This window comes from Saccharopolyspora flava (assembly GCF_900116135.1).
GTDB classification, from domain to species: domain Bacteria; phylum Actinomycetota; class Actinomycetes; order Mycobacteriales; family Pseudonocardiaceae; genus Saccharopolyspora; species Saccharopolyspora flava.
In genome coordinates this window covers 219,473-238,245 of sequence record NZ_FOZX01000005.1, presented here as the reverse complement: position 1 = coordinate 238,245, position 18,773 = coordinate 219,473, and the positions used below count along the sequence as shown (strand labels likewise).

Below are 18,773 nucleotides of genomic sequence, written 5' to 3'. Positions count from 1 at the left end.
CGGGGTTCTCCCCGCCGCTCCCCCCGAGGGGTGGGGGAAGTTTTCATGAAAACTTCCCCCACCCCCACACACGCAAGTTCGCCACGAGGACTTCGACGACTTCGTCCGGGGTCGCACGCGGTGTCGTCGGCGACGGCCGACGGATTACCGCCGTCTTCCGCACGCGGATTACCGCCGTAATCGGGTCCCCGAATACCGCCGTAATCCGTCCACGCAACGGGACCACGCTCCGCCACGCGGGGTTCGGCACGTGAAGTCCGGGGCGCGGGGTCCGGGGCGGGGGGTCGGGGCGGGTACTGGGTGTTGGGAGGAGTGGGGGTTGAGGGGTGCGGGGGTTGGCGAGGGATGATCGTTGGCGTGAAGTTCTGGGGGGCTCGGGTGTGACGGGATCGGAAACCGGGTGTTCCGGAGTGGAAACACCGGCACTTTTTCACGAAACCGGGATAAGCGATCGACACTCAGGTCACCCTTTGTTGAGCGCCTTTATAGGACACGCGTACTGTTAGCGGTGAAGAGCGCGAGTCCCCGCGCACGCTCAGCTGACGTGCGCGAGACTCGCAATCGTTCCCGAACTTGCGCCCGTCGCGAGATGGAGTTGAACGTGACTGCACCTGCGAGCAAGGACAGCTTCGGCGCCCGCGGAACGCTGAACGTCGGCGACGCCTCTTACGAGGTGTTCCGGCTCAGCGCCGTCGAGGGCGCCCAGCGGCTGCCCTACAGCCTCAAGATCCTCCTGGAGAACCTGCTGCGCACCGAAGACGGTGCCAACATCACCGCCGACCACGTGCGCGCGCTGGCCGGCTGGGACTCCAAGGCCGAGCCCTCCACCGAAATCCAGTTCACCCCCGCCCGGGTGATCATGCAGGACTTCACCGGTGTGCCCTGCGTCGTCGACCTCGCCACCATGCGTGAGGCCGTGGCCGCCCTCGGCGGCGACACCTCCAAGGTCAACCCGCTGGCCCCGGCCGAGATGGTCATCGACCACTCGGTGATCATCGACGTGTTCGGCAAGCCCGACGCCTTCGAGCGCAACGTCGAGTTCGAGTACGGCCGCAACAAGGAGCGCTACCAGTTCCTGCGCTGGGGCCAGGGCGCCTTCGACGAGTTCAAGGTCGTCCCCCCGGGCACCGGCATCGTGCACCAGGTCAACATCGAGCACCTCGCGCGCTCGATCATGTCCCGCAACGGCCAGGCCTACCCCGACTCCTGCGTCGGCACCGACTCCCACACCACCATGGTCAACGGCCTGGGCGTGCTGGGCTGGGGCGTCGGCGGCATCGAGGCCGAGGCCGCGATGCTCGGCCAGCCCGTGTCGATGCTCATCCCGCGCGTCGTCGGCTTCAAGCTGACCGGTGAGATCCCGGCCGGCGCCACCGCCACCGACGTCGTGCTCACGATCACCGAGATGCTGCGCAAGCACGGCGTGGTCGGCAAGTTCGTCGAGTTCTACGGCTCCGGTGTGGCCTCCGTGCCGCTGGCCAACCGCGCCACCATCGGCAACATGAGCCCCGAGTTCGGCTCCACCGCCGCGATCTTCCCGATCGACGACGAGACCGTGCGCTACCTCAAGCTCACCGGCCGCCCGGACGAGCAGGTCGCCCTCGTCGAGGCCTACGCCAAGGAGCAGGGCCTCTGGCACGACCCGGACCACGAGCCGGAGTACTCCGAGTACCTCGAGCTCGACCTGTCCACCGTCGTGCCGTCCATCGCCGGCCCCAAGCGCCCGCAGGACCGCATCGAGCTGGCCCAGGCCAAGCCGTCCTTCCGCAGCTCGCTCGGCGACTACACCCAGCCGCCGACCGACGACGCGGCCCTGGACGAGGCTGGCGAGGAGTCCTTCCCCGCCAGCGACCCGGCCTCCATCAGCCCGCACGCCAAGCCCGAGCTGGTCTCGGCCGCCAACGGCTCCAACGGCCGGGTCTCGCGGCCCACCAAGGTCTCCTCCCAGGAGCTCGGCGAGTTCGAGCTCGACCACGGTGCCGTGGTGATCGCCTCGATCACCTCCTGCACCAACACCTCGAACCCGTCGGTGATGCTGGGTGCGGCGCTGCTCGCCCGCAACGCCGTCGACAAGGGCCTCACCCGCAAGCCGTGGGTCAAGACCTCCATGGCCCCCGGCTCGCAGGTCGTCACCGACTACTACGAGAAGGCCGGTCTCTGGCCCTACCTCGAGAAGCTCGGCTTCCACCTCGTCGGCTACGGCTGCACCACCTGCATCGGCAACTCCGGCCCGCTGCCGGAGGAGATCTCCGCCGCGGTGCAGGAGAACGACCTCACCGTCACCTCGGTGCTGTCGGGCAACCGCAACTTCGAAGGCCGCATCAACCCCGACGTCAAGATGAACTACCTGGCGTCGCCGCCGCTGGTCATCGCCTACGCGCTGGCCGGCACGATGGACTTCGACTTCGAGAACGACCCGCTGGGCAACGACACCGACGGCAACCCGGTGTACCTGCGCGACATCTGGCCCTCGCCGCAGGAGGTCCAGCAGACCATCGACTCGGCCATCACCAACGAGATGTTCACCTCCTCCTACGAGGACGTGTTCAAGGGTGACGAGCGCTGGCGCTCCCTACCCACCCCGGAGGGCGAGACCTTCGAGTGGGACCCGCAGAGCACCTACGTCCGCAAGCCCCCGTACTTCGAGGGCATGCAGATGGAGCCCGCCCCGGTCACCGACATCTCCGGTGCCCGCGTGCTGGCCCTGCTGGGCGACTCGGTCACCACCGACCACATCTCCCCGGCCGGCGCCATCAAGCCCGACTCCCCCGCGGGCCAGTACCTCTCCGAGCACGGCATCGACCGCAAGGACTTCAACTCCTACGGGTCCCGCCGAGGCAACCACGAGGTCATGATCCGCGGCACCTTCGCCAACATCCGGCTGCGCAACCTGCTGCTGGACGACGTGCAGGGCGGCTACACCCGGGACTTCACCCAGGAAGGCGCCCCGCAGGCGTTCATCTACGACGCCGCGCAGAACTACGCCGCGCAGGACATCCCGCTGGTCGTCCTCGGCGGCAAGGAGTACGGCTCCGGCTCCTCCCGCGACTGGGCCGCCAAGGGCACCCGCCTGCTGGGCGTGCGCGCCGTCATCGCCGAGTCCTTCGAGCGCATCCACCGCTCGAACCTCATCGGCATGGGCGTCATCCCGCTGCAGTTCCCGGAAGGCTCCTCGGCCAAGTCCCTCGGCCTCGACGGCACCGAGACCTACGACTTCTCCGGCATCACCAAGCTCAACGACGGTGAGACCCCGGAGACCGTCCAGGTCACCGCCACCAAGGCCGACGGGTCCAAGGTGGAGTTCGACGCCAAGGTGCGCATCGACACGCCTGGTGAGGCGGACTACTACCGCAACGGCGGCATCCTGCAGTACGTCCTCCGCAAGATGATCCGCTCCTGACCTGCATTACCCTCGCAGGAATGTGAAAGACCGGGCCCGGTTGGAGTCACAAGCTCCGGCCGGGCCCGGTCTTTCGTTTACTGACAAGACTCCGTGGTCTTGTTGCTGGGCGGTGCCAGTAGCGGAACCTGAGCGCCTTCGTGGTCTCCGTGCGCCGCTCCTTGAGTATGTCTATACGCGGCGTCACGGCGTACTCGCCACGAAGGCGCTCAGAACCCGCGGCGGTGCCGGTTGCTTGCTCGGGGTACTGCGAAAGCGCCTGCGGCGCTTGCCTGACGAACTCGTTTTGCTTCTCAGGCTGGGAGGTTGGGGCGCCTGCAGACGTAGGTCCTGGCCGGGGGGACGTTGCGCCAGATCGTTCGGGTGGTGAGGACTTCGTCGAAGCTGACGTCGAGGCGGCGGCGGAACTGGCGGGCGCCGGACATGCCCAGGGCGTGCAGGTAGGCGAACGTGGTGAACGCGCCGCCGGGGGTCAGCACCGAGCCGACCTGCTGCAGGATGTCGTGCTGCAGCTTGGCCGGGAAGATCGACCACGGCAGGCCGCTGACCACCGCGTCGACCTGGTGGATGCCCGCGTCGGCCAGCAGAGCGCCCAGGTGCGAGGCATCGCCCTGGATGACCTCCAGCCACGGCAGCTCCCGGTTCAGGTGCTCGATCATGCCCGCGTCCAGCTCGATGGCCACCTGACGACCACCGGCCGGCAGCCGGTCGGCGATGGCCGAGCTGAGAGCGCCCGTGCCCGGACCGAGCTCCACCACCACCGGGCTGCCGGTGCGCGGCACCACCGAGGCGATCTCCCGGGCCAGGTGCGGCGAACTGGGGGCCACGGCGCCCACCTGGCCGGGCTTGCTCGCCGCGCGCTGCAGGAAGGTCCGGTAGTTCTGCAGCATCGATCCCCCGCCGCGCCCGCTCCCCGGTCCCCGCCCGGCGGGCGTCGTCGAGTTCTGCGGGCTGCTGGGCGTGTGTGGTGAGCTCACGGATGCCTTCCGATCGGTGCTGCCGGTCGTGGGTGCCCGCCAGCCTATCGGGCGAAGTGCGACCGGGCGCACAGCAGTGCCCCACACCACGGGAGAAGAACGACTCCGGAAGCCGAGATCAGGAATTCCGCAATTCACCGGCGGGAAACCGGCCGGTAGCGGAATGGGCGCGAAGAAGGCGCCGGAAAAGGTGTAACGAATGGTCTTCCGCGAACGATGGAAGAAGCGTCACGGGCTTGTTCCACGAGGGAGCAAGCCCGTGCGCGCGCTTACCTCAGGCACTCTGCCCGGCGGGCTCGATGCCTTGACCCGGAACCTCGTCCGAACGACGAACCCAGCTGGTCAGCGCTCCGGCCGCAGCCAGGAGGACGATCGCCTCGGCCGCCAGGGCCACCCACACCGTTGCCACTTCTTGCCTCCTCTCCACTGTCCGCCCCGCCTTCCGAACGCGCGCACGCACACACCCGCCCGAGGACAGGTCGATCGGAAGAAGGTTTGGGTGATAACCCGGTACAAACCAATCTTACGACCGCGTTTCCCAAACGCCCAAACCGCCCGGTTGTAATGTGCGCGACACCCGAACAGCCGATCCGTGTGAGACCCTCGCCGTCACCCCTGCGGGGGACAGATCAAGGTGACGAAAGCGTGTGCGAGGAGCGGGGAAATGGATGCCGTTCATCCCCTTTCCGGAGTACCCGCCGTGCGACAATTCGCCGCAAGCACACCAGGGCCGAATCGAGGATCATGACCACCACCGACACGACGCCGCGACTGCGCGCGGACGCGCGCCGAAACCGGGACCGGATCATCAGCGCCGCTCAAGCCGTGTTCACCGAACGCGGCACCGAGGTGCCGATGGAGGAGGTCGCCCGCTCCGCCGGGGTGGGCGTGGGCACGCTCTACCGCCGATTCCCCGACCGCGATTCGCTGATCCGGGCCGTCGCCCAGGACGCCTTCGACACCGTTCTGGAGGACACCCGCGCCACCATCGCGCAGAAACCCGACGCCTGGACCGCGCTGAGCCAGATCATGCACCGCGGCCTGGCGCTGCGCACGGTGGTCCGGCTGACGGTCCTGTCGTCCCGGGCGCGGGCGATCATCAACTCCGACCCCAACACCGAGGCCGTCAACAACCAGTTCCTGGAGCTGGTCGAGGACCTGGTCCGCCGCGCCCAGGCCGACGGCAAGCTGCGCGAGGACATCAGCACCGGCGACATCGCCGTGCTCAGCGGCCTCGCCCTGCAGGGGATGCAGGCGCTGCCCGAGGAGCTGCGCACGATCGCGCCCGCCCGCTACATCGCGGTGCTGCTCGACGGCCTGCGCGCCGAGAACAGCCGCCCGCTGCCGGGCAGGCCGATCAGCGCCGACGAGGTCATCATCCGCACGCCGGAAGTCGAGTTCTAAGCCCGCCGGGCCGTGGCCGCGCGCAGCAGGTGGTAACCGACGAGCGTGACCACCGTGCCCAGGGCGATACCGCTGAACTCGAACGACGGGGTGATCTGCAGCGACACCCCGCCGATGCCGGCGACCAGCCCGGCGGCCGGCGGCAGCAGGTTGACCGGGTCGGCGAAGTCGACCCGGTTCTCCACCCAGATCTTGGCGCCGAGCAGGCCGATCATCCCGTAGAGCACGACGGTGATGCCGCCGAGCACCCCGCCCGGGGTGGCGGCGATGATCGCGCCGAACTTCGGGCACAGGCCGAAGGCGATGGCCACGATCGCCGCGACCCAGTAGGCGGCGGTCGAGTAGACGCGGGTGGCGGCCATGACCCCGATGTTCTCCGCGTAGGTGGTGGTCGGCGGGCCGCCGACGGCGCTGGACAGGGCGCTGGCGAAGCCGTCGGCGAAGATCGCGCGGCCGAGGCTGCCGTCCAGGCGGGCGCCGGTCATCTGCTCGACGGCCTTGACGTGACCGGTGTTCTCGGCGATCAGCGCGATCACGGCGGGCAGCACCACGACGATCGCGGCGAGGTCGAACGACGGGCCGTGGAACTGCGGCAGCCCGAACCAGGGCGCGTCGCCGACGCCGCTGAGGTCCAGCCGCAGGTGGGTGCCGACGTTGCCGTCGGCGTCCGGCGCGGTGATCGGCCCGAACGCCACGTCGAACACCCAGGACAGCGCGTAGCCGCCGGCCAGGCCCAGGAACACCGCGATGCGGCCCCAGAACCCGCGCAGCAGGACGGTGGCCGCGAGCACGATCACCATCGTGATCAGCGCGATCCACTGGTCCTGCGGCCAGTAGGTCTCGGCGACCACGGGCGCGAGGTTGAAGCCGATCAGCATCACCACGGCACCGGAGACCGCGGGCGGCAGGATCCGGTGCACCGCCCCTGCTCCGACGAAGTGCACGATCACCCCGACCGCGCCGAGCACGAGCGCGCAGATCAGGATCGCGCCGGTCACCGCCGAGCTGTCGCCGCCCCCGGCGCGGATGACGGTCACCGCGCCGACGAACGAGGCGCTGGACCCGAGGTAGCTGGGGATCTTGCCCTGCACGATCAGCAGGAACAGGATCGTGGCCACGCCCGAGACCAGGATCGCCAGGTTCGGGTCGAGCCCCATCAGGACCGGGAAGACGAAGGTGGCGCCGAACATCGCCACCACGTGCTGGGCGCCGAGCCCGATGGTGCGCCCCCACGAGAGGCGCTCGTCCGGTGCGACGGCCTCCCCGGGGCGCGGTGTCGTGCCGTCGCCGTGCAGTCGCCAGCCGATGCCGAGCCTGGCGCCCAATCCCTGCCGCATGGCGCACCTTCCTGTTCCGCCCGCAGCGCGGGAAGCCGAATCGAGGCGGAACTCTACAAACCACCTCCTCTGTGATCGTCGCCTCGGCCGGGGAGTTCACACGAAATTGATCAGCGCATGGCCGGGATGATCTTCTCGCCGTAGGCCCGCAGCGTCGGTTCGACGGCGTCGTGCATCGCGTAGAGCGCGAACTGGTCGACGCCGATGTCGCGGAGTTCGGCGAGCCGGTCCAGGTGCGCCTCGGGGTCGCCGAGCAGGCAGAACCGGTCCACGATCTCGTCCGGCACGAACGCGGTGCTGGCGTTGCCGGCGCGCCCGTGGTGCGCGTAGTCGTAGCCCTGCCGGTCCTTGATGTAGTCGGTGAGCGCGGCGGGGACGGCGCCACCGGAGTCGCCGTAGCGGGCGACGAGGTCGGCGACGTGGTTGCCGACCATGCCGCCGAACCACCGGCACTGCTCGCGCGCGTGCGCCAGGTCGTCGCCGACGTAGGCGGGGGCGGCCACGCACACGGTGACCTCGGCGGGGTCGCGCCCGGCCCGTCGCGCGGCGTCGCGGACGTGCTCGACCATCCACCGCGTCAGGTAGGGGTCGGCGAGCTGCAGGATGAAGCCGTCGGCCTGGCGTCCGGCCAGGTCCAGGGCTTTCGGGCCGTAGGCGCCCATCCACACCGGCAGCCGCCCGTCGCCGACCCACGGCAGCCGCACCGGCGTGCCGCCCGGGCGGGCCTCGCGGCCCTCGGCGAGGTCCTTGATCACCGCCATCGCCTCGCCGAGCCTGGCCAGCGTGGTGGGTTCGCCACCGGTCACGCGCACGGCCGAGTCGCCGCGGCCGATGCCGCAGACGGTGCGCGGGCCGTACATGTCGTTGAGGGTGGCGAACAGCGAGGCGGTGACCGTCCAGTCCCGGGTGCTGGGGTTGGTCACCATCGGGCCGACGCGCAGCCGCTCGGTGGCGGCGAGGATCCGGCTGTAGATGACGAACGGTTCCTGCCACAGCACGCAGGAGTCGAAGGTCCAGCCGTGGGTGAAGCCCAGCGCTTCGGCCTGCCGCATCCGCTCGACCACGAGGGACGCGGGCGGATCGGTCTGCAGGACCACTCCGAAGTCCATCGAACGCCTCCTCAGGTCAGGTAGTCGCAGGTGTCGCGGCGCAGGAACCGGCCGCGCCCGGGTCGTCCCCGGTACTCGCCCTCGTGCACGATCACCTCGCCGCGGGACAGGACGGTGCGGGCCCGGCCCGTGATGCGCCTGCCCTCGTAGGCGTTGTAGTCGACGTTCATGTGGTGGGTCTCGGCGGAGAGCACCTGCTCGGCGTGGGGGTCGTAGAGCACGACGTCGGCGTCGGAGCCGGGCGCGAGGGTGCCCTTGCGCGGGTGCAGCCCGAACATCCGCGCCGGGGTGGTGCAGGCCAGCTCCACCCAGCGGCGGCGGGTGATGTGGCCGGCGACGACGGCGTCGTGCAGCAGGTCCAGGCGGTTCTCGACCCCGGGGATGCCGTTGGGGATCTTGGAGAAGTCGTCGCGCCCGAGCTCCTTCTGGCCGGCGAAGCAGAACGGGCAGTGGTCGGTGGAGACCACCGACAGGTCGTCGGTGCGCAGCGCCCGCCACAGCGACGCCTGGTGCTCGGCGGGGCGCAGCGGTGTCGAGCAGACGTACTTGGCGCCGTCGAATCCCGGTCCGTCGAGCTCGTCGACGGTCAGGAACAGGTACTGCGGGCAGGTCTCGCCGAAGACGGGCTGGCCCTCGTGGCGGGCGCGGGTGATCTCGGCGATGGCCTGGGTGGCCGAGACGTGCACGACGTAGAGCGGTGATCCGGCCACCGCGGCCAGCTGGATGGCGCGGTGGGTGGCTTCGGCTTCCAGCCGCGGGTGGCGGACGCGGCCGTGGTGCTTCGGGGCGGTGCGGCCCGCGTCGAGCGCCTGGCGGACCAGGACGTCGATGGCGATGCCGTTCTCGGCGTGCATCATGATCAGCGCGCCGTTGTCGCCCGCCTGCTGCATGGCCCGCAGGATCTGCCCGTCGTCGCTGTAGAACACGCCGGGGTAGGCCATGAACATCTTGAAGCTGGTGATCCCCTCCCCGACCAGCGCGTCCATCTCCTTGAGCACGCCGTCGCCGACGTCGGAGAGGATGCCGTGGAAGCCGTAGTCGATGGCGCAGCGCTCGTCGGCCTTGGCGTGCCAGGCTTCGACGCCTTCGCGCAGCGTGCGGCCGACGGGTTGGATGGCGAAGTCGATGATGGTGGTGGTGCCGCCCCAGGCGGCGGCGCGGGTGCCGGTCTCGAAGGTGTCGGAGGCGAAGGTGCCGCCGAAGGGCATCTCCATGTGGGTGTGGGCGTCGACCCCGCCGGGGATGACGTAGCGGCCGGTGGCGTCCAGGACGGTGTCGGCGGTCCACTCCCGGGCCAGGGCGGGGGTGGCGATGGCGGCGATCGTGTCGTCCTCGATGAGGACGTCGGCTTCGGTCTCCTCGGTCGCGGTGATCACCAGGCCACCGCGGATGATGGTTCTGCTCATCGCGGGCTCCTTCAGGGCCTGGTCAGCGGGTCGTAGGCGTCGGGGCGGCGGTCGCGGTAGAAGGCCCAGGTGCGGCGGACCTCGTCGATGAGGCCCAGGTCGAGGTCGCGGACGACCAGCTCCTCGTCGGTATCGCTCGCGGGTTCGCCGACGAACCGGCCGTAGGGGTCGACGAAGTAGCTGGTGCCGTAGAAGTCGTTGTCGCCGTACTCCTCGACGCCGACCCGGTTGATGGCGGCGATGAAGTACTCGTTGGCCACCGCGGCGGCCGGCTGTTCGAGCTTCCACAGGTAGGACGACAGCCCGCGGCTGGTGGCCGACGGGTTGTACACGATCTGCGCCCCGGCGAGGCCGAGCGCGCGCCAGCCCTCCGGGAAGTGCCGGTCGTAGCAGATGTAGACGCCGACGCGGCCCACGGCGGTGTCGAAGACGGGCCACCCGAGGTTGCCGGGCCGGAAGTAGTACTTCTCCCAGAAGCCGGGCAGGTGCGGCAGGTGGTGCTTGCGGTACTTGCCGAGGTAGGTGCCGTCGGCGTCGATCACGGCGGCGGTGTTGTAGGCGAAACCGGGCCCGTCGGACTCGAAGACGGGGACGACGATGACCATCGACAGCTCGCGGGCCAGCGCGCACATGCGCTGCACCGTGGGGCCGTCCGGGACCGCTTCGGCCCACCGGTGGTGCTGATCCTCCTGGACCTGGCAGAAGTAGGGAGCGTTGAACACCTCCTGGAACCCGATGATGCGCGCGCCCCGGGCGGCGGCTTCTCGGGCGTGCTGCTCGTGCGCGTCGACCATGCTGCCGGTGTCACCGGTCCACTTGGCCTGCACCAGTGCTGCGCGAACGATGTCGGGCATCGGCGAAACCCCCTGCTCGCTCGGACTTCTCGCCGGATCTCGGCGGATGCGGACGAACCTAGGCCCGCCGGTGAACACCCGCAATCACCGTCCGGTCACGCGCGGTGACGGTTTTCGGGGGTGCGGGGGCCGCTGCGTGGGACGACGGGGCCGGGGGTGGTTCCGCGAATTCGCCCAGCCGGATCAAGCGCCGGTGTGTCGGTCACTCCCACCAGGGGCGGTAGCCGACGCCGTGCTTGTTGGCGCGGTCGAGGTCGCGGCGCATGGCGCGGGTGTCGCGGGCGACCCCGGGCGGGAACCCGTGCTTGATGGCGCGGTGCTCACCGGTCTCGCCCATGTAGCACAGCGAGTAGAACAGCCCGACGAGCAGGCCGAGGGCCAGCGAGCTCCACCGGATCCACAGCGGACCGGGCAGCAGCATGAGCGCGGCGCAGAACGGGGCGAGCTGGGTCAGCGCGCGGGCGATGTGGCGCAGCACCCACGTGCGGCAGGTGACGTCGTGCAGCACCCACTCGGCGCACCGGTCCGGCAGCTTGCCGCCGAAGGCGTACCAGACCCATTGCGCCGGATTGGGTCGCGTTCTCGGCGCGGGCGGGGTGGTCGCCATGGGTCCAGGTTAGTCCTCGTCGCGGGGCTTCTCGTCGGTCCGTTCGGCCGCTGCGGGAGATCCTATGCACCCGTTGCCGGCCGACATGACGCGACCACGGCACGTGACGTGAGACACATTCGGGTGAAGTCGCGCCACGCTGGCGGGTGAAGCGCGTCCCTCTAGTAACGAGGCAGTGCGGGAGCTCGATACCGCAGGCAGATAGGGGAGGAAACGTGTTCGTCGTCGTCGTGGCAATGCTGCTGGTTCTGGTTCTGGGTTTCGTCATGTTCACCGACGCGCTGGAGGACAGCGGGTCGATGAGCACGCGGCGCGGGCTCAAGGAGATCGCCGCGCAGGTGAAGCGGAGCGCCCGTCTGGGCGACTGAGTGCGGTGGCCACCTCGGGGGCGAGGTGGCCACCACTTCCGGGGTGGCGAAGTTTTCATGAAAACTTCCCCACCCCGCGGGGGTCTAGAGCAGCCCGCGGTGCACCAGGTTGGCGAGCAGGGAGCGCACGCCGAAGGTCCACCGCGGGCACCGCTCGCTGCGGTTGACGCGGTTGGCGAGGGCGCCGAGCTTCGGCGTGGAGATCCGCACGACGTCGCCGACGTGGTGGGTGAAGCCCTTGCCGGGCGCGCCGCGGTCCTCGGTGGGGGCGAACAGGGTTCCGGTGTAGAGGATCAGCCCGTCGGGGTACTGGTGGTGCGCGCCGAGCGCGGCCGCGGCCAGCTCCTCGGGATCGCGGCTGATCTCGCGCATCGAGCTCAGCCCGTCGAGGACGAATCCCTCCTGCCCGCGGACCTCCAGGCGCACGTCGAGCTCGCGGACGTCGTCGAGCCCGAACCCGTCGTCGAACAGCCGCAGGAACGGGCCCAGCGACGCCGAGGCGTTGTTGTCCTTCGCCTGGGGCAGCAGCAGGGCGCTGCGCCCTTCGACGTCGCGCAGGTTGACGTCGTTGCCGAGCGTAGCGCCCGCGATCCGGCCGTCGGAGCGCACCGCCAGGGCGACCTCGGGTTCGGGGTTGTTCCAGTCCGAGCCCTCGGCGATGCCGATCTCGGCGCCCGCGCCCACCGCCGACAGCAGCGGCGCCTTGGTGAAGATCTCCGGGTCGGGACCGAGCCCGACCTCCAGGTACTGCGACCACAGGCCGTCGCGCACCAGGACTTCCTTGACCGCGCGGGCCTCCGCCGAACCGGGGCGCACGGCCGCGAGGGCACCGCCGATGGCGGTCTCGACCTGCTCGCGGATCTCGGCCGAGCGGGTCACGTCCCCGGCGGCGCGCTCCTCGATGACGCGCTCCAGCATGCTCTTGACGAAGGTGACCCCGGCCGCCTTGAGCACCTGCAGGTCGGCCGGCGCCAGCAGCCGAGGACCCGGGCCACCCTCCAGCGTCGCGGTGAGCACGGCGTCCAGCGGCCAGGTCTTGCGCGGTGCGGTGGTGCGGGCGAGTCCGACGGGGTCGGGGTGCTCGAGCAGGTCGGTCAGGGTCGGGGCGACACCGCTGAGGTCGACAAGCTCGTCGCCGCGCACCGCGACCACGGCGGGTCCGTCCTCGTCCGGGTCGTGCAGGCGGCCGACCAGCGTGGCGGCGTCGTGATCGGTGGGCAGCACGTCGCGGGCGTCGTCGAGCAAGTTCACGTCTCACCTCTCGTTCGCACTCGACGATCAACGTAGCCGCCCGAACATCCCCTGGCCGCCCGCGGAAGCGGACGCCGCTCCCCCGCTTCCGGGGCGCTGGCCAGACACCGCCGCCGTGACGTAGGGTGCGATCCGCCTTCACACGTTCGGGTGAAGGACTGTGGTCGAAATGGATCATCCGACAGTGGGGTGAGTGGCAGTGGGCAGGTCGTCGTTGGCGCGGGCCGGGCGAGGGCGTCATCGTCGTGGCGCCGCGTGGCGCTTCACCGCACCCGTGCTCGGGTACACCACCGCGGCCGTGCTGGCGGTCCTCGCCGCCACCAGCGCGCACTACTCGCAGACGCGCGCGCAGGACGCCGCGATGCCCGAGCCGGCCAACGCCGTGCGCGCGCACGCCGCGGCCCCGACCCGGCAGTACCTGCCGCAGCTGGTCGAGCCCACTCCGACCCCGGCCGCGCCGCCCGCGCTGACCACCCCGCAGGCCGCGCCCGAGCCCGCCGCGGGCTCGACCCGCGAGGAGACGACGCGCCGTTCCGCGCCGACGTCGACGACCGAGACCAGCGAGCCCACCCGGACCTCGGAGCCGACGCAGACCTCCGAGCCGACCCGGACTTCGGAACCCACGCAGACTTCCGAGCCGACCCAGACCTCGGAACCCACCCAGACCTCCGAGCCCAGCCAGACCTCCGAGCCCACGCAGACCTCGGAACCGAGCGAGACGACGCAGCCGAGCGAGACGAGCGAGCCGCAGCCGGTCCTGCTGCCGCTGGTCGGCGACGTGGTCCAGGGGCTGACCGACCCGCTGCTGGGGCGCTGACGCCGCTCGCGGGAGCCGCGCACCGGTGGGATCGTCGATCCCGGAGGTGGCGGGCATGGACACGGTCGCGATCACCGGTGGCACCGGCCACCTGGGGCGCCAGCTGGTGCGGCTGCTCAAGCCGACGCACCGGGTGCGGGTGCTGACCCGCCACCCGGGAACGGATCCCGAAATCCAGTGGGTGCCGGGAGATCTGGCGACCGGGTCCGGTGTGGACGAGCTCGTCGACGGGGCCCGGACCGTGGTGCACGCGGCGACGTTCTCGCCGATGGCGCAGCGCGGTTTCCCGCACCCGGCGGACCTGTGGCGCAGCCCGCCGGAGGTCGACGTCGACGGCACCTCGCGGCTGCTGGAGGCCGCGGCGGCGGCGCGCGTGGAGCACTTCGTGCACGTCTCGATCGTGGGCGTGGACCGCCCGGCGATGCCCTACCTGCGGCTCAAGCACACCGCGGAGGAGCTGGTCAGCGTCTCCGACGTGCCGTGGTCGATCGCGCGGGCCACCCAGTTCCACTGGCTGCTGGACCGGATGCTCGGTCGTGCCGCGCGGTTTCCCGTCCTGCCGCTGCCGCGGTCGCTGCCGACGCAGCCGGTCGACGACCGGGACTTCGCCGATCACCTGGCCGGCTGCGTCACCGACGGGCCGATGGGGCGCCGTCCCGATTTCGGCGGCCCCGAGGTGCTGACGCTGGACGAGGCGATGACGACCTGGAGTCGGCTGCGCGGGATCCGGCCGCGCGCCGTTGGCGTTCCGGTGCCGAAGCGGCTGCGGCGCATCGCGTCCGACCTGACGTGCCCGAACGACCGGCACGGCCGCACCACCTGGGCGGAGTGGTTGCACGCCCACCCCGCCCAGGGGCGGTGATCACGCGATCTTGACCAGCATCTTGCCGGTGTTGTCGCCGCGCATCAGGCCCAGGAACGCGTCGGGGGCGTTGCGCAGGCCCTCCACGACGGTCTCCCGGTAGTTGATCTTGCCCTCGTTCAGCCAGCCGCCGACCTCGTTGAAGAACTGGTCCTTGAGGTGCGAGTGGTCGCCCACGATGAAGCCCTGGATCTTCAGGCGCTTCTGCACGATCATCATCATGTTGTGCGGGCCGGGCTGCGGGGTCTCGTTGTTGTACTGCGAGATCATCCCGCACTCGGCCGCCCGGCCGAAGTCGTTGAACGCCGAGATCGCCGCTTCCAGGTGCTCGCCACCGACGTTGTCGAAGTAGACGTCGATGCCCTCCGGGGCGGCCTTGGCGAGCTGCTCGCGGACCGGCCCGTCGTGGTAGTCGAAGGCGGCGTCGAAGCCGCCCTCGTCGAGCAGGTACTTGACCTTCTCCGGCGACCCGGCGGAGCCGATGACCTTCTTGGCCCCGCGCAGCTTGGCGATCTGGCCGACCAGCGAGCCGACCGCGCCCGCCGCGCCGGAGACGAACACGACGTCGCCCTCCTTCTGCTCGGCGACGTCCACCAGGCCCGCGTAGGCGGTCATGCCCGGCATCCCGAGCACGTAGAGGTAGGCGTTCGGGGAGGCGATGTTGGCGTCGACCTTGGTGGCGTGCTGGGCCGGGACGACGGCGTAGTCGCGCCAGCCGAACATGTGCAGCACGAGGTCACCGGGCTGGTAGCCCTCGACGTTGCTGGTCACGACCTCGCCGACGGCGCCGCCCTGCAGCGCCTCGCCGAGCTTGAAGGGCGGGACGTAGGACTTGGCGTCGTTCATCCGGCCCCGCATGTAGGGGTCGACGCTCATGACGAGGTTGCGCACGAGCAGTTCACCCTCGCCCGGCTGCGGAGCCTCCACCTCGACGACGTCGAAGTTGTCCATCGTCGGCAGACCCTGCGGGCGGGACGCGAGGCGGATCTCCAGACCCTTGCTCATCAAAGTGCTCCTTTCACTAGAACAGTTTCGCTTCAAAACTCTACGCCGCCCGCCTCGACCCGGCCACGAGCCGGTGGTTCAGGACGGGTTGCGGGTGCGCCCGCGAGCCCGCAGCGCCGCGTTCGGCAGGGCCGGCGCGGGCAGCGCGGGCGAGTGGTAGCCGTGCACGACGCCGAAACGCCCCTGCTCGTCGGCCTCCTCGCGCCCCCTCTCCCACTCGGCGCGGGCTCCGGCGACCTCGTCGTGGGTGCGCCCGACGAAGTTCCACCACATGACGATCTCCTCCTCGAACGGCTCACCGCCGAGCAGCATCGCCCGGCCCTCGCCGGACGAGCCGATCGTCACGTCGTCGCAGCCCATCCCGACGTAGAGCATGTCGCCGGTGGCGACCTCGCGCCCGTTGACCGTGATGTCCGACAGCGCCAGCACCGCGTGCTCGAACCCGGCCTCGACCGGGACGCGCATGGCCTGCCCCGGGTTGATCAGCAGTTCCGCGCCGACGAGCGGGGTGTAGGTCTTGGCCGGGGACGTGCCGCCGAGCAGCGAGCCCATCAGCACCGTCGCGGTGCCCTCCGGGGTGGTGATGACCGGCAGGTCGCCGTGGTGCTCGAAGTGCGGGTCGACGCCGCGCTGCTCGGCGGGCAGCGCGACCCACAGCTGGACGCCGTGCAGGATCGCCGAGTGGTCGACCGGGGATTCCTCGGAGTGCGAGATGCCGCGGCCCGCGGTCATCAGGTTCAGCTGCCCGGGTTCGATGAGCTGGACGTTGCCGAGGCTGTCGCGGTGCAGCACCTGCCCGTCGAGCAGCCAGCTGACGGTCTGCAGCCCGGTGTGCGGGTGCGGCGAGACCTGCATCCCGTCCTGGCCGGTGATGTCGGCGGGGCCGTAGAAGTCGGTGAAGCACCAGGCCCCGACCATCCGGCGGTCGCGGTTGGGCAGGGTCCGGCCGACGAGCATCGCCCGAGGCCCGCCGAGCGGGACCTCCCGCGGCTGCAGCAGCTCGGGTTCGGGCGCCCGGGTGGCCACGCCTCCGCAGCGGAGCTCATCCGGTTGGTTCTCGACGTTGCTCACGTGCTCAGCCTCCTCCATCGGTGACGTGCGTGCACAATATTGGTTGAAAGGTCATCTATCGACGGGAGCACGCCGTGAGCACCGAGCCCGAGGTCAAGGACAACCCCGACGCGAACCGGTTCGAGATCCGCGTGGACGGCGCGCTCGCCGGGTTCGCCGAGTACAAGCTCAAGCCGGGCCAGATCTCGTTCACCCACACCGAGATCGGCGAGGAGTTCAGCGGCCAGGGCCTGGCGGGCAAGCTGGTGCGGGCGGCGCTGGACGAGGTGCGCGGCCGGGAGCTGGCGGTCCTGCCGTTCTGCCCGTACGTGCGCGGCTGGATCGGCAAGCACCCCGACTACCTCGACCTCGTCCCGGCCGAGCGCCGCGCCGACTTCGAGCTCTGAGCCCGTCTCCCGGATCGTGAGCATTGCTCACGACCGGGTCTAGGCTGGCCGTGCACCACCAATCCACACGCGATGAGGAGTCGATCTCGTGTCCGACGCTCTCCCACGCCGCCGGCTCGGCCGCAGCGGCCCCGAGGTCAGTGCCATCGGCTACGGCGCGATGGGCCTGTCCGGGGTCTACGGCGACGCCGACGACGCCGAGTCGACGCGGCTGCTGGAGCAGCTGCTCGACCTCGGCGTGAACTTCCTCGACACCGCCGACGTCTACGGCAACGGCCACAACGAGAAGCTCATCAGCGGCCCGCTGGCCCGGCGGCGCGACGAGGTCGTGCTGGCCACCAAGTTCGGCGCCGACAAGGAGACCGGCGGCGGCAAGCCCGACTACATCCGGCAGGCGGTGGACGCCAGCCTGTCGCGGCTGGGCACCGACCACATCGATCTCTACTACCTGCACCGGTTGGACAAGACCACGCCCATCGAGGACACCGTCGGTGCGATGGGCGAGCTGGTCGGTCAGGGCAAGATCCGCCACGTCGGCCTCTCGGAGGTCAGCGCGGCGACGCTGCGCCGCGCGCACACCGTGCACCCGATCACCGCGGTCCAGCAGGAGTACTCGCTGTTCACCCGCGAACCCGAGGACGACCTGCTGCCGACGACCCGCGAGCTGGGCGTGAGCCTGGTGGCGTACTCGCCGCTGGGTCGCGGGGTGCTCACGGGCGCGTTCTCCAGCACCTCCGACGTGGAGAACCTGGAGGTGCGGGCGAAGCGCTACCCGCGCTTCGAGGAGGAGAGCCTGCGGCGCAACATCGAGCTGACCCGGCCGCTGCGCGAGCACGCCGAGTCCCTCGGCATCACCCCGGCGCAGCTGGCGCTGGCGTGGCTGCTGGCCCAGGGCGAGGACATCGTCCCGATCCCGGGCAGCCGCCGCCTGGAGCGCGTCCGCGCCAACCTCGAGGCCGCGAGCGTCAACCTCGGCCAGGACCTGGTCGCGGAGCTGTCGGCCCAGTTCCCGCCCGGAGCGGCCGAGGGCGAGCGCTACCAGCCGGAGGGCATGTCCAGGCTGGACCGCTGACCGACGCGGGTCCGCGGGCACTCACCGACCCGCGGACCCACCCGGCTTCGTCCCCACCACCGAGTGCATCGTCGGGCCGTGCACCACCAGGTCGCAGTCCGGATCGTCGAAGCGAGCGATGACGTCGTCCACCTGCTCGGCGGTCACCAGGCCGGCGTCGATGAGCCGGTCGCGGAGTTCGACGAACTGCGTCTGCCACGCCGGGATGTCCGGCATCCGCCTGGGGAACGCGACGGCTTCGGCATCGATGTCGACCAGACCCGCCTCGGCGAACATCCCCGGCAGCCGTCGCCCCAGTTCCGGGTCGAGGCCGATCCGCTCGGCGAGCTTCACCGGAGCTTCCCCGACCACGCGCCAGGTCTCGTCCGGTGGAGTGCTGTGCGGCAAGGTGCGCATGTCGTAGTCCTCGACGAGCAGTCGGCCGCCCGGCACCACCGCGTCGACGAGCTTGCGCAGCACGGCCTGCTTCTCGGGCAGGTGGAAGAGCACCATGCGGACGTGGATGAGGTCGTGGGCCGAGTCCTCGAGCGGATCCGCGACGAGGTCGTGCTCCAGCACTTCCAGGTTGGGCGCCTCGATGGCCCGCACCCACTTCGGCACGAGATCCGTCGCCACCACGCGTCCGGTCGCCCCGACCCGGTCCACGAGCCACCGCACCACGGTTCCGCTCCCCGCACCGACCTCCAGGCAGCGCCAGCCCTCCCCCACCCCGATCTCCTCGAGCCTGCGGAACGTCAGCCGATCCCACACTTCGGCCTGCCGCTGCAGACGACCGAACTCGGCTTCCTCCGAGGTGTCGAAGAAGTACCGCTGCGTCCTCATGCCCCCAGCGTCCGGCCAGGACCTT

General features: G+C 70.5%; 18 protein-coding genes. 7 read left to right on the top strand and 11 right to left on the bottom strand.

What is annotated here, in order from left to right:
- Nucleotides 1-601: 601 nt before the first annotated feature.
- Complete coding sequence (locus BM424_RS16825; protein WP_093418808.1) at nt 602-3,400, top strand: aconitate hydratase; 2,799 nt, start codon at nt 602-604, stop codon at nt 3,398-3,400.
- Nucleotides 3,401-3,693: 293 nt separating this feature from the next.
- Here the strand turns inward: BM424_RS16825 and BM424_RS16820 are convergent, their stop codons facing one another.
- Nucleotides 3,694-4,290: a class I SAM-dependent methyltransferase gene (locus BM424_RS16820; RefSeq protein ID WP_093418806.1), complete on the bottom strand. Its 597-nt coding sequence runs from the start codon at nt 4,288-4,290 to the stop codon at nt 3,694-3,696.
- Nucleotides 4,291-4,651: 361 nt separating this feature from the next.
- Nucleotides 4,652-4,786, bottom strand: a complete 135-nt coding sequence (locus BM424_RS29745; RefSeq protein ID WP_281248779.1) for a hypothetical protein — start codon at nt 4,784-4,786, stop codon at nt 4,652-4,654.
- A gap of 335 nt (nt 4,787-5,121) precedes the next feature.
- On the opposite strand from BM424_RS29745, the gene BM424_RS16815 reads away from it, so the two are divergent.
- Nucleotides 5,122-5,781, top strand: coding sequence for a TetR/AcrR family transcriptional regulator (locus BM424_RS16815; protein ID WP_093418803.1), 660 nt, complete (start codon nt 5,122-5,124; stop codon nt 5,779-5,781).
- Here the strand turns inward: BM424_RS16815 and BM424_RS16810 are convergent.
- The 5 genes from BM424_RS16810 to BM424_RS16790 form a co-directional block, all read right to left on the bottom strand.
- Entirely contained in the window at nt 5,778-7,118 is a 1,341-nt protein-coding gene (locus tag BM424_RS16810) for a uracil-xanthine permease family protein (protein WP_093418800.1), read from the bottom strand. The genes BM424_RS16815 and BM424_RS16810 overlap by 4 nt on opposite strands.
- Nucleotides 7,119-7,228: 110 nt before the next feature.
- The gene (locus BM424_RS16805) at nt 7,229-8,227 is read right to left on the bottom strand and encodes a TIGR03842 family LLM class F420-dependent oxidoreductase (protein ID WP_093418797.1); all 999 of its coding nucleotides are present in this window, start codon (nt 8,225-8,227) and stop codon (nt 7,229-7,231) included.
- An 11-nt stretch (nt 8,228-8,238) separates the two neighbouring features.
- Nucleotides 8,239-9,633: a dihydropyrimidinase gene (gene hydA, locus BM424_RS16800; RefSeq protein ID WP_093418795.1), complete on the bottom strand. Its 1,395-nt coding sequence runs from the start codon at nt 9,631-9,633 to the stop codon at nt 8,239-8,241.
- Nucleotides 9,634-9,644: 11 nt separating this feature from the next.
- On the bottom strand, nt 9,645-10,487 hold the full coding sequence (locus BM424_RS16795) for a nitrilase-related carbon-nitrogen hydrolase (protein WP_093418791.1): 843 nt from the start codon (nt 10,485-10,487) through the stop codon (nt 9,645-9,647).
- A gap of 202 nt (nt 10,488-10,689) precedes the next feature.
- The gene (locus tag BM424_RS16790; protein WP_093418788.1) at nt 10,690-11,094 is read right to left on the bottom strand and encodes a DUF5313 family protein; all 405 of its coding nucleotides are present in this window, start codon (nt 11,092-11,094) and stop codon (nt 10,690-10,692) included.
- Nucleotides 11,095-11,309: 215 nt separating this feature from the next.
- Here BM424_RS16790 and BM424_RS28880 point away from each other — a divergent pair, with 215 nt between their 5' ends.
- Nucleotides 11,310-11,462 carry a hypothetical protein gene (locus BM424_RS28880; protein WP_175548131.1) on the top strand — a complete coding sequence of 51 codons (153 nt, stop codon included), beginning with the start codon at nt 11,310-11,312 and terminating at the stop codon, nt 11,460-11,462.
- An 84-nt stretch (nt 11,463-11,546) separates the two neighbouring features.
- On the opposite strand, the gene BM424_RS16785 is transcribed toward BM424_RS28880, so the two are convergent.
- A complete protein-coding gene (locus BM424_RS16785) occupies nt 11,547-12,713 on the bottom strand; it encodes a fumarylacetoacetate hydrolase family protein (RefSeq protein ID WP_093418786.1) in 1,167 nt (388 codons plus the stop codon).
- A 193-nt stretch (nt 12,714-12,906) separates the two neighbouring features.
- Here BM424_RS16785 and BM424_RS16780 point away from each other — a divergent pair, with 193 nt between their 5' ends.
- Complete coding sequence (locus BM424_RS16780; RefSeq protein ID WP_139274090.1) at nt 12,907-13,530, top strand: hypothetical protein; 624 nt, start codon at nt 12,907-12,909, stop codon at nt 13,528-13,530.
- Nucleotides 13,531-13,585: 55 nt separating this feature from the next.
- Complete coding sequence (locus tag BM424_RS16775) at nt 13,586-14,392, top strand: SDR family oxidoreductase (RefSeq protein ID WP_093419289.1); 807 nt, start codon at nt 13,586-13,588, stop codon at nt 14,390-14,392.
- Here BM424_RS16775 and BM424_RS16770 read toward each other — a convergent pair whose 3' ends face one another.
- Nucleotides 14,393-15,397, bottom strand: a complete 1,005-nt coding sequence (locus BM424_RS16770) for an NADP-dependent oxidoreductase (protein WP_093418780.1) — start codon at nt 15,395-15,397, stop codon at nt 14,393-14,395.
- 78 nt (nt 15,398-15,475) lie between these two features.
- Entirely contained in the window at nt 15,476-16,468 is a 993-nt protein-coding gene (locus BM424_RS16765) for a pirin family protein (protein ID WP_093418778.1), read from the bottom strand.
- A 74-nt stretch (nt 16,469-16,542) separates the two neighbouring features.
- Here BM424_RS16765 and BM424_RS16760 point away from each other — a divergent pair, with 74 nt between their 5' ends.
- Together BM424_RS16760 and BM424_RS16755 are read left to right on the top strand one after the other, a co-directional pair.
- The gene (locus tag BM424_RS16760; RefSeq protein ID WP_093418775.1) at nt 16,543-16,854 is read left to right on the top strand and encodes a GNAT family N-acetyltransferase; all 312 of its coding nucleotides are present in this window, start codon (nt 16,543-16,545) and stop codon (nt 16,852-16,854) included.
- An 88-nt stretch (nt 16,855-16,942) separates the two neighbouring features.
- A complete protein-coding gene (locus BM424_RS16755) occupies nt 16,943-17,926 on the top strand; it encodes an aldo/keto reductase (RefSeq protein WP_245775902.1) in 984 nt (327 codons plus the stop codon).
- Nucleotides 17,927-17,947: 21 nt separating this feature from the next.
- Here BM424_RS16755 and BM424_RS16750 read toward each other — a convergent pair whose 3' ends face one another.
- Entirely contained in the window at nt 17,948-18,748 is an 801-nt protein-coding gene (locus tag BM424_RS16750; RefSeq protein ID WP_093418773.1) for a methyltransferase domain-containing protein, read from the bottom strand.
- Nucleotides 18,749-18,773: the final 25 nt, after the last annotated feature.

Bases quoted from the DNA above. Each gene is read 5' to 3' on its own strand.
- BM424_RS16820 (WP_093418806.1), bottom strand. From the start codon at position 4,290: ATGCTGCAGAACTACCGGACCTTCCTGCAGCGCGCGGCGAGCAAGCCC.
- BM424_RS16815 (WP_093418803.1), top strand. From the start codon at position 5,122: ATGACCACCACCGACACGACGCCGCGACTGCGCGCGGACGCGCGCCGA.
- BM424_RS16810 (WP_093418800.1), bottom strand. From the start codon at position 7,118: ATGCGGCAGGGATTGGGCGCCAGGCTCGGCATCGGCTGGCGACTGCAC.
- BM424_RS16805 (WP_093418797.1), bottom strand. From the start codon at position 8,227: ATGGACTTCGGAGTGGTCCTGCAGACCGATCCGCCCGCGTCCCTCGTG.
- hydA (WP_093418795.1), bottom strand. From the start codon at position 9,633: ATGAGCAGAACCATCATCCGCGGTGGCCTGGTGATCACCGCGACCGAG.
- BM424_RS16795 (WP_093418791.1), bottom strand. From the start codon at position 10,487: ATGCCCGACATCGTTCGCGCAGCACTGGTGCAGGCCAAGTGGACCGGT.
- BM424_RS16790 (WP_093418788.1), bottom strand. From the start codon at position 11,094: ATGGCGACCACCCCGCCCGCGCCGAGAACGCGACCCAATCCGGCGCAA.
- BM424_RS16775 (WP_093419289.1), top strand. From the start codon at position 13,586: ATGGACACGGTCGCGATCACCGGTGGCACCGGCCACCTGGGGCGCCAG.
- BM424_RS16770 (WP_093418780.1), bottom strand. From the start codon at position 15,397: ATGAGCAAGGGTCTGGAGATCCGCCTCGCGTCCCGCCCGCAGGGTCTG.
- BM424_RS16750 (WP_093418773.1), bottom strand. From the start codon at position 18,748: ATGAGGACGCAGCGGTACTTCTTCGACACCTCGGAGGAAGCCGAGTTC.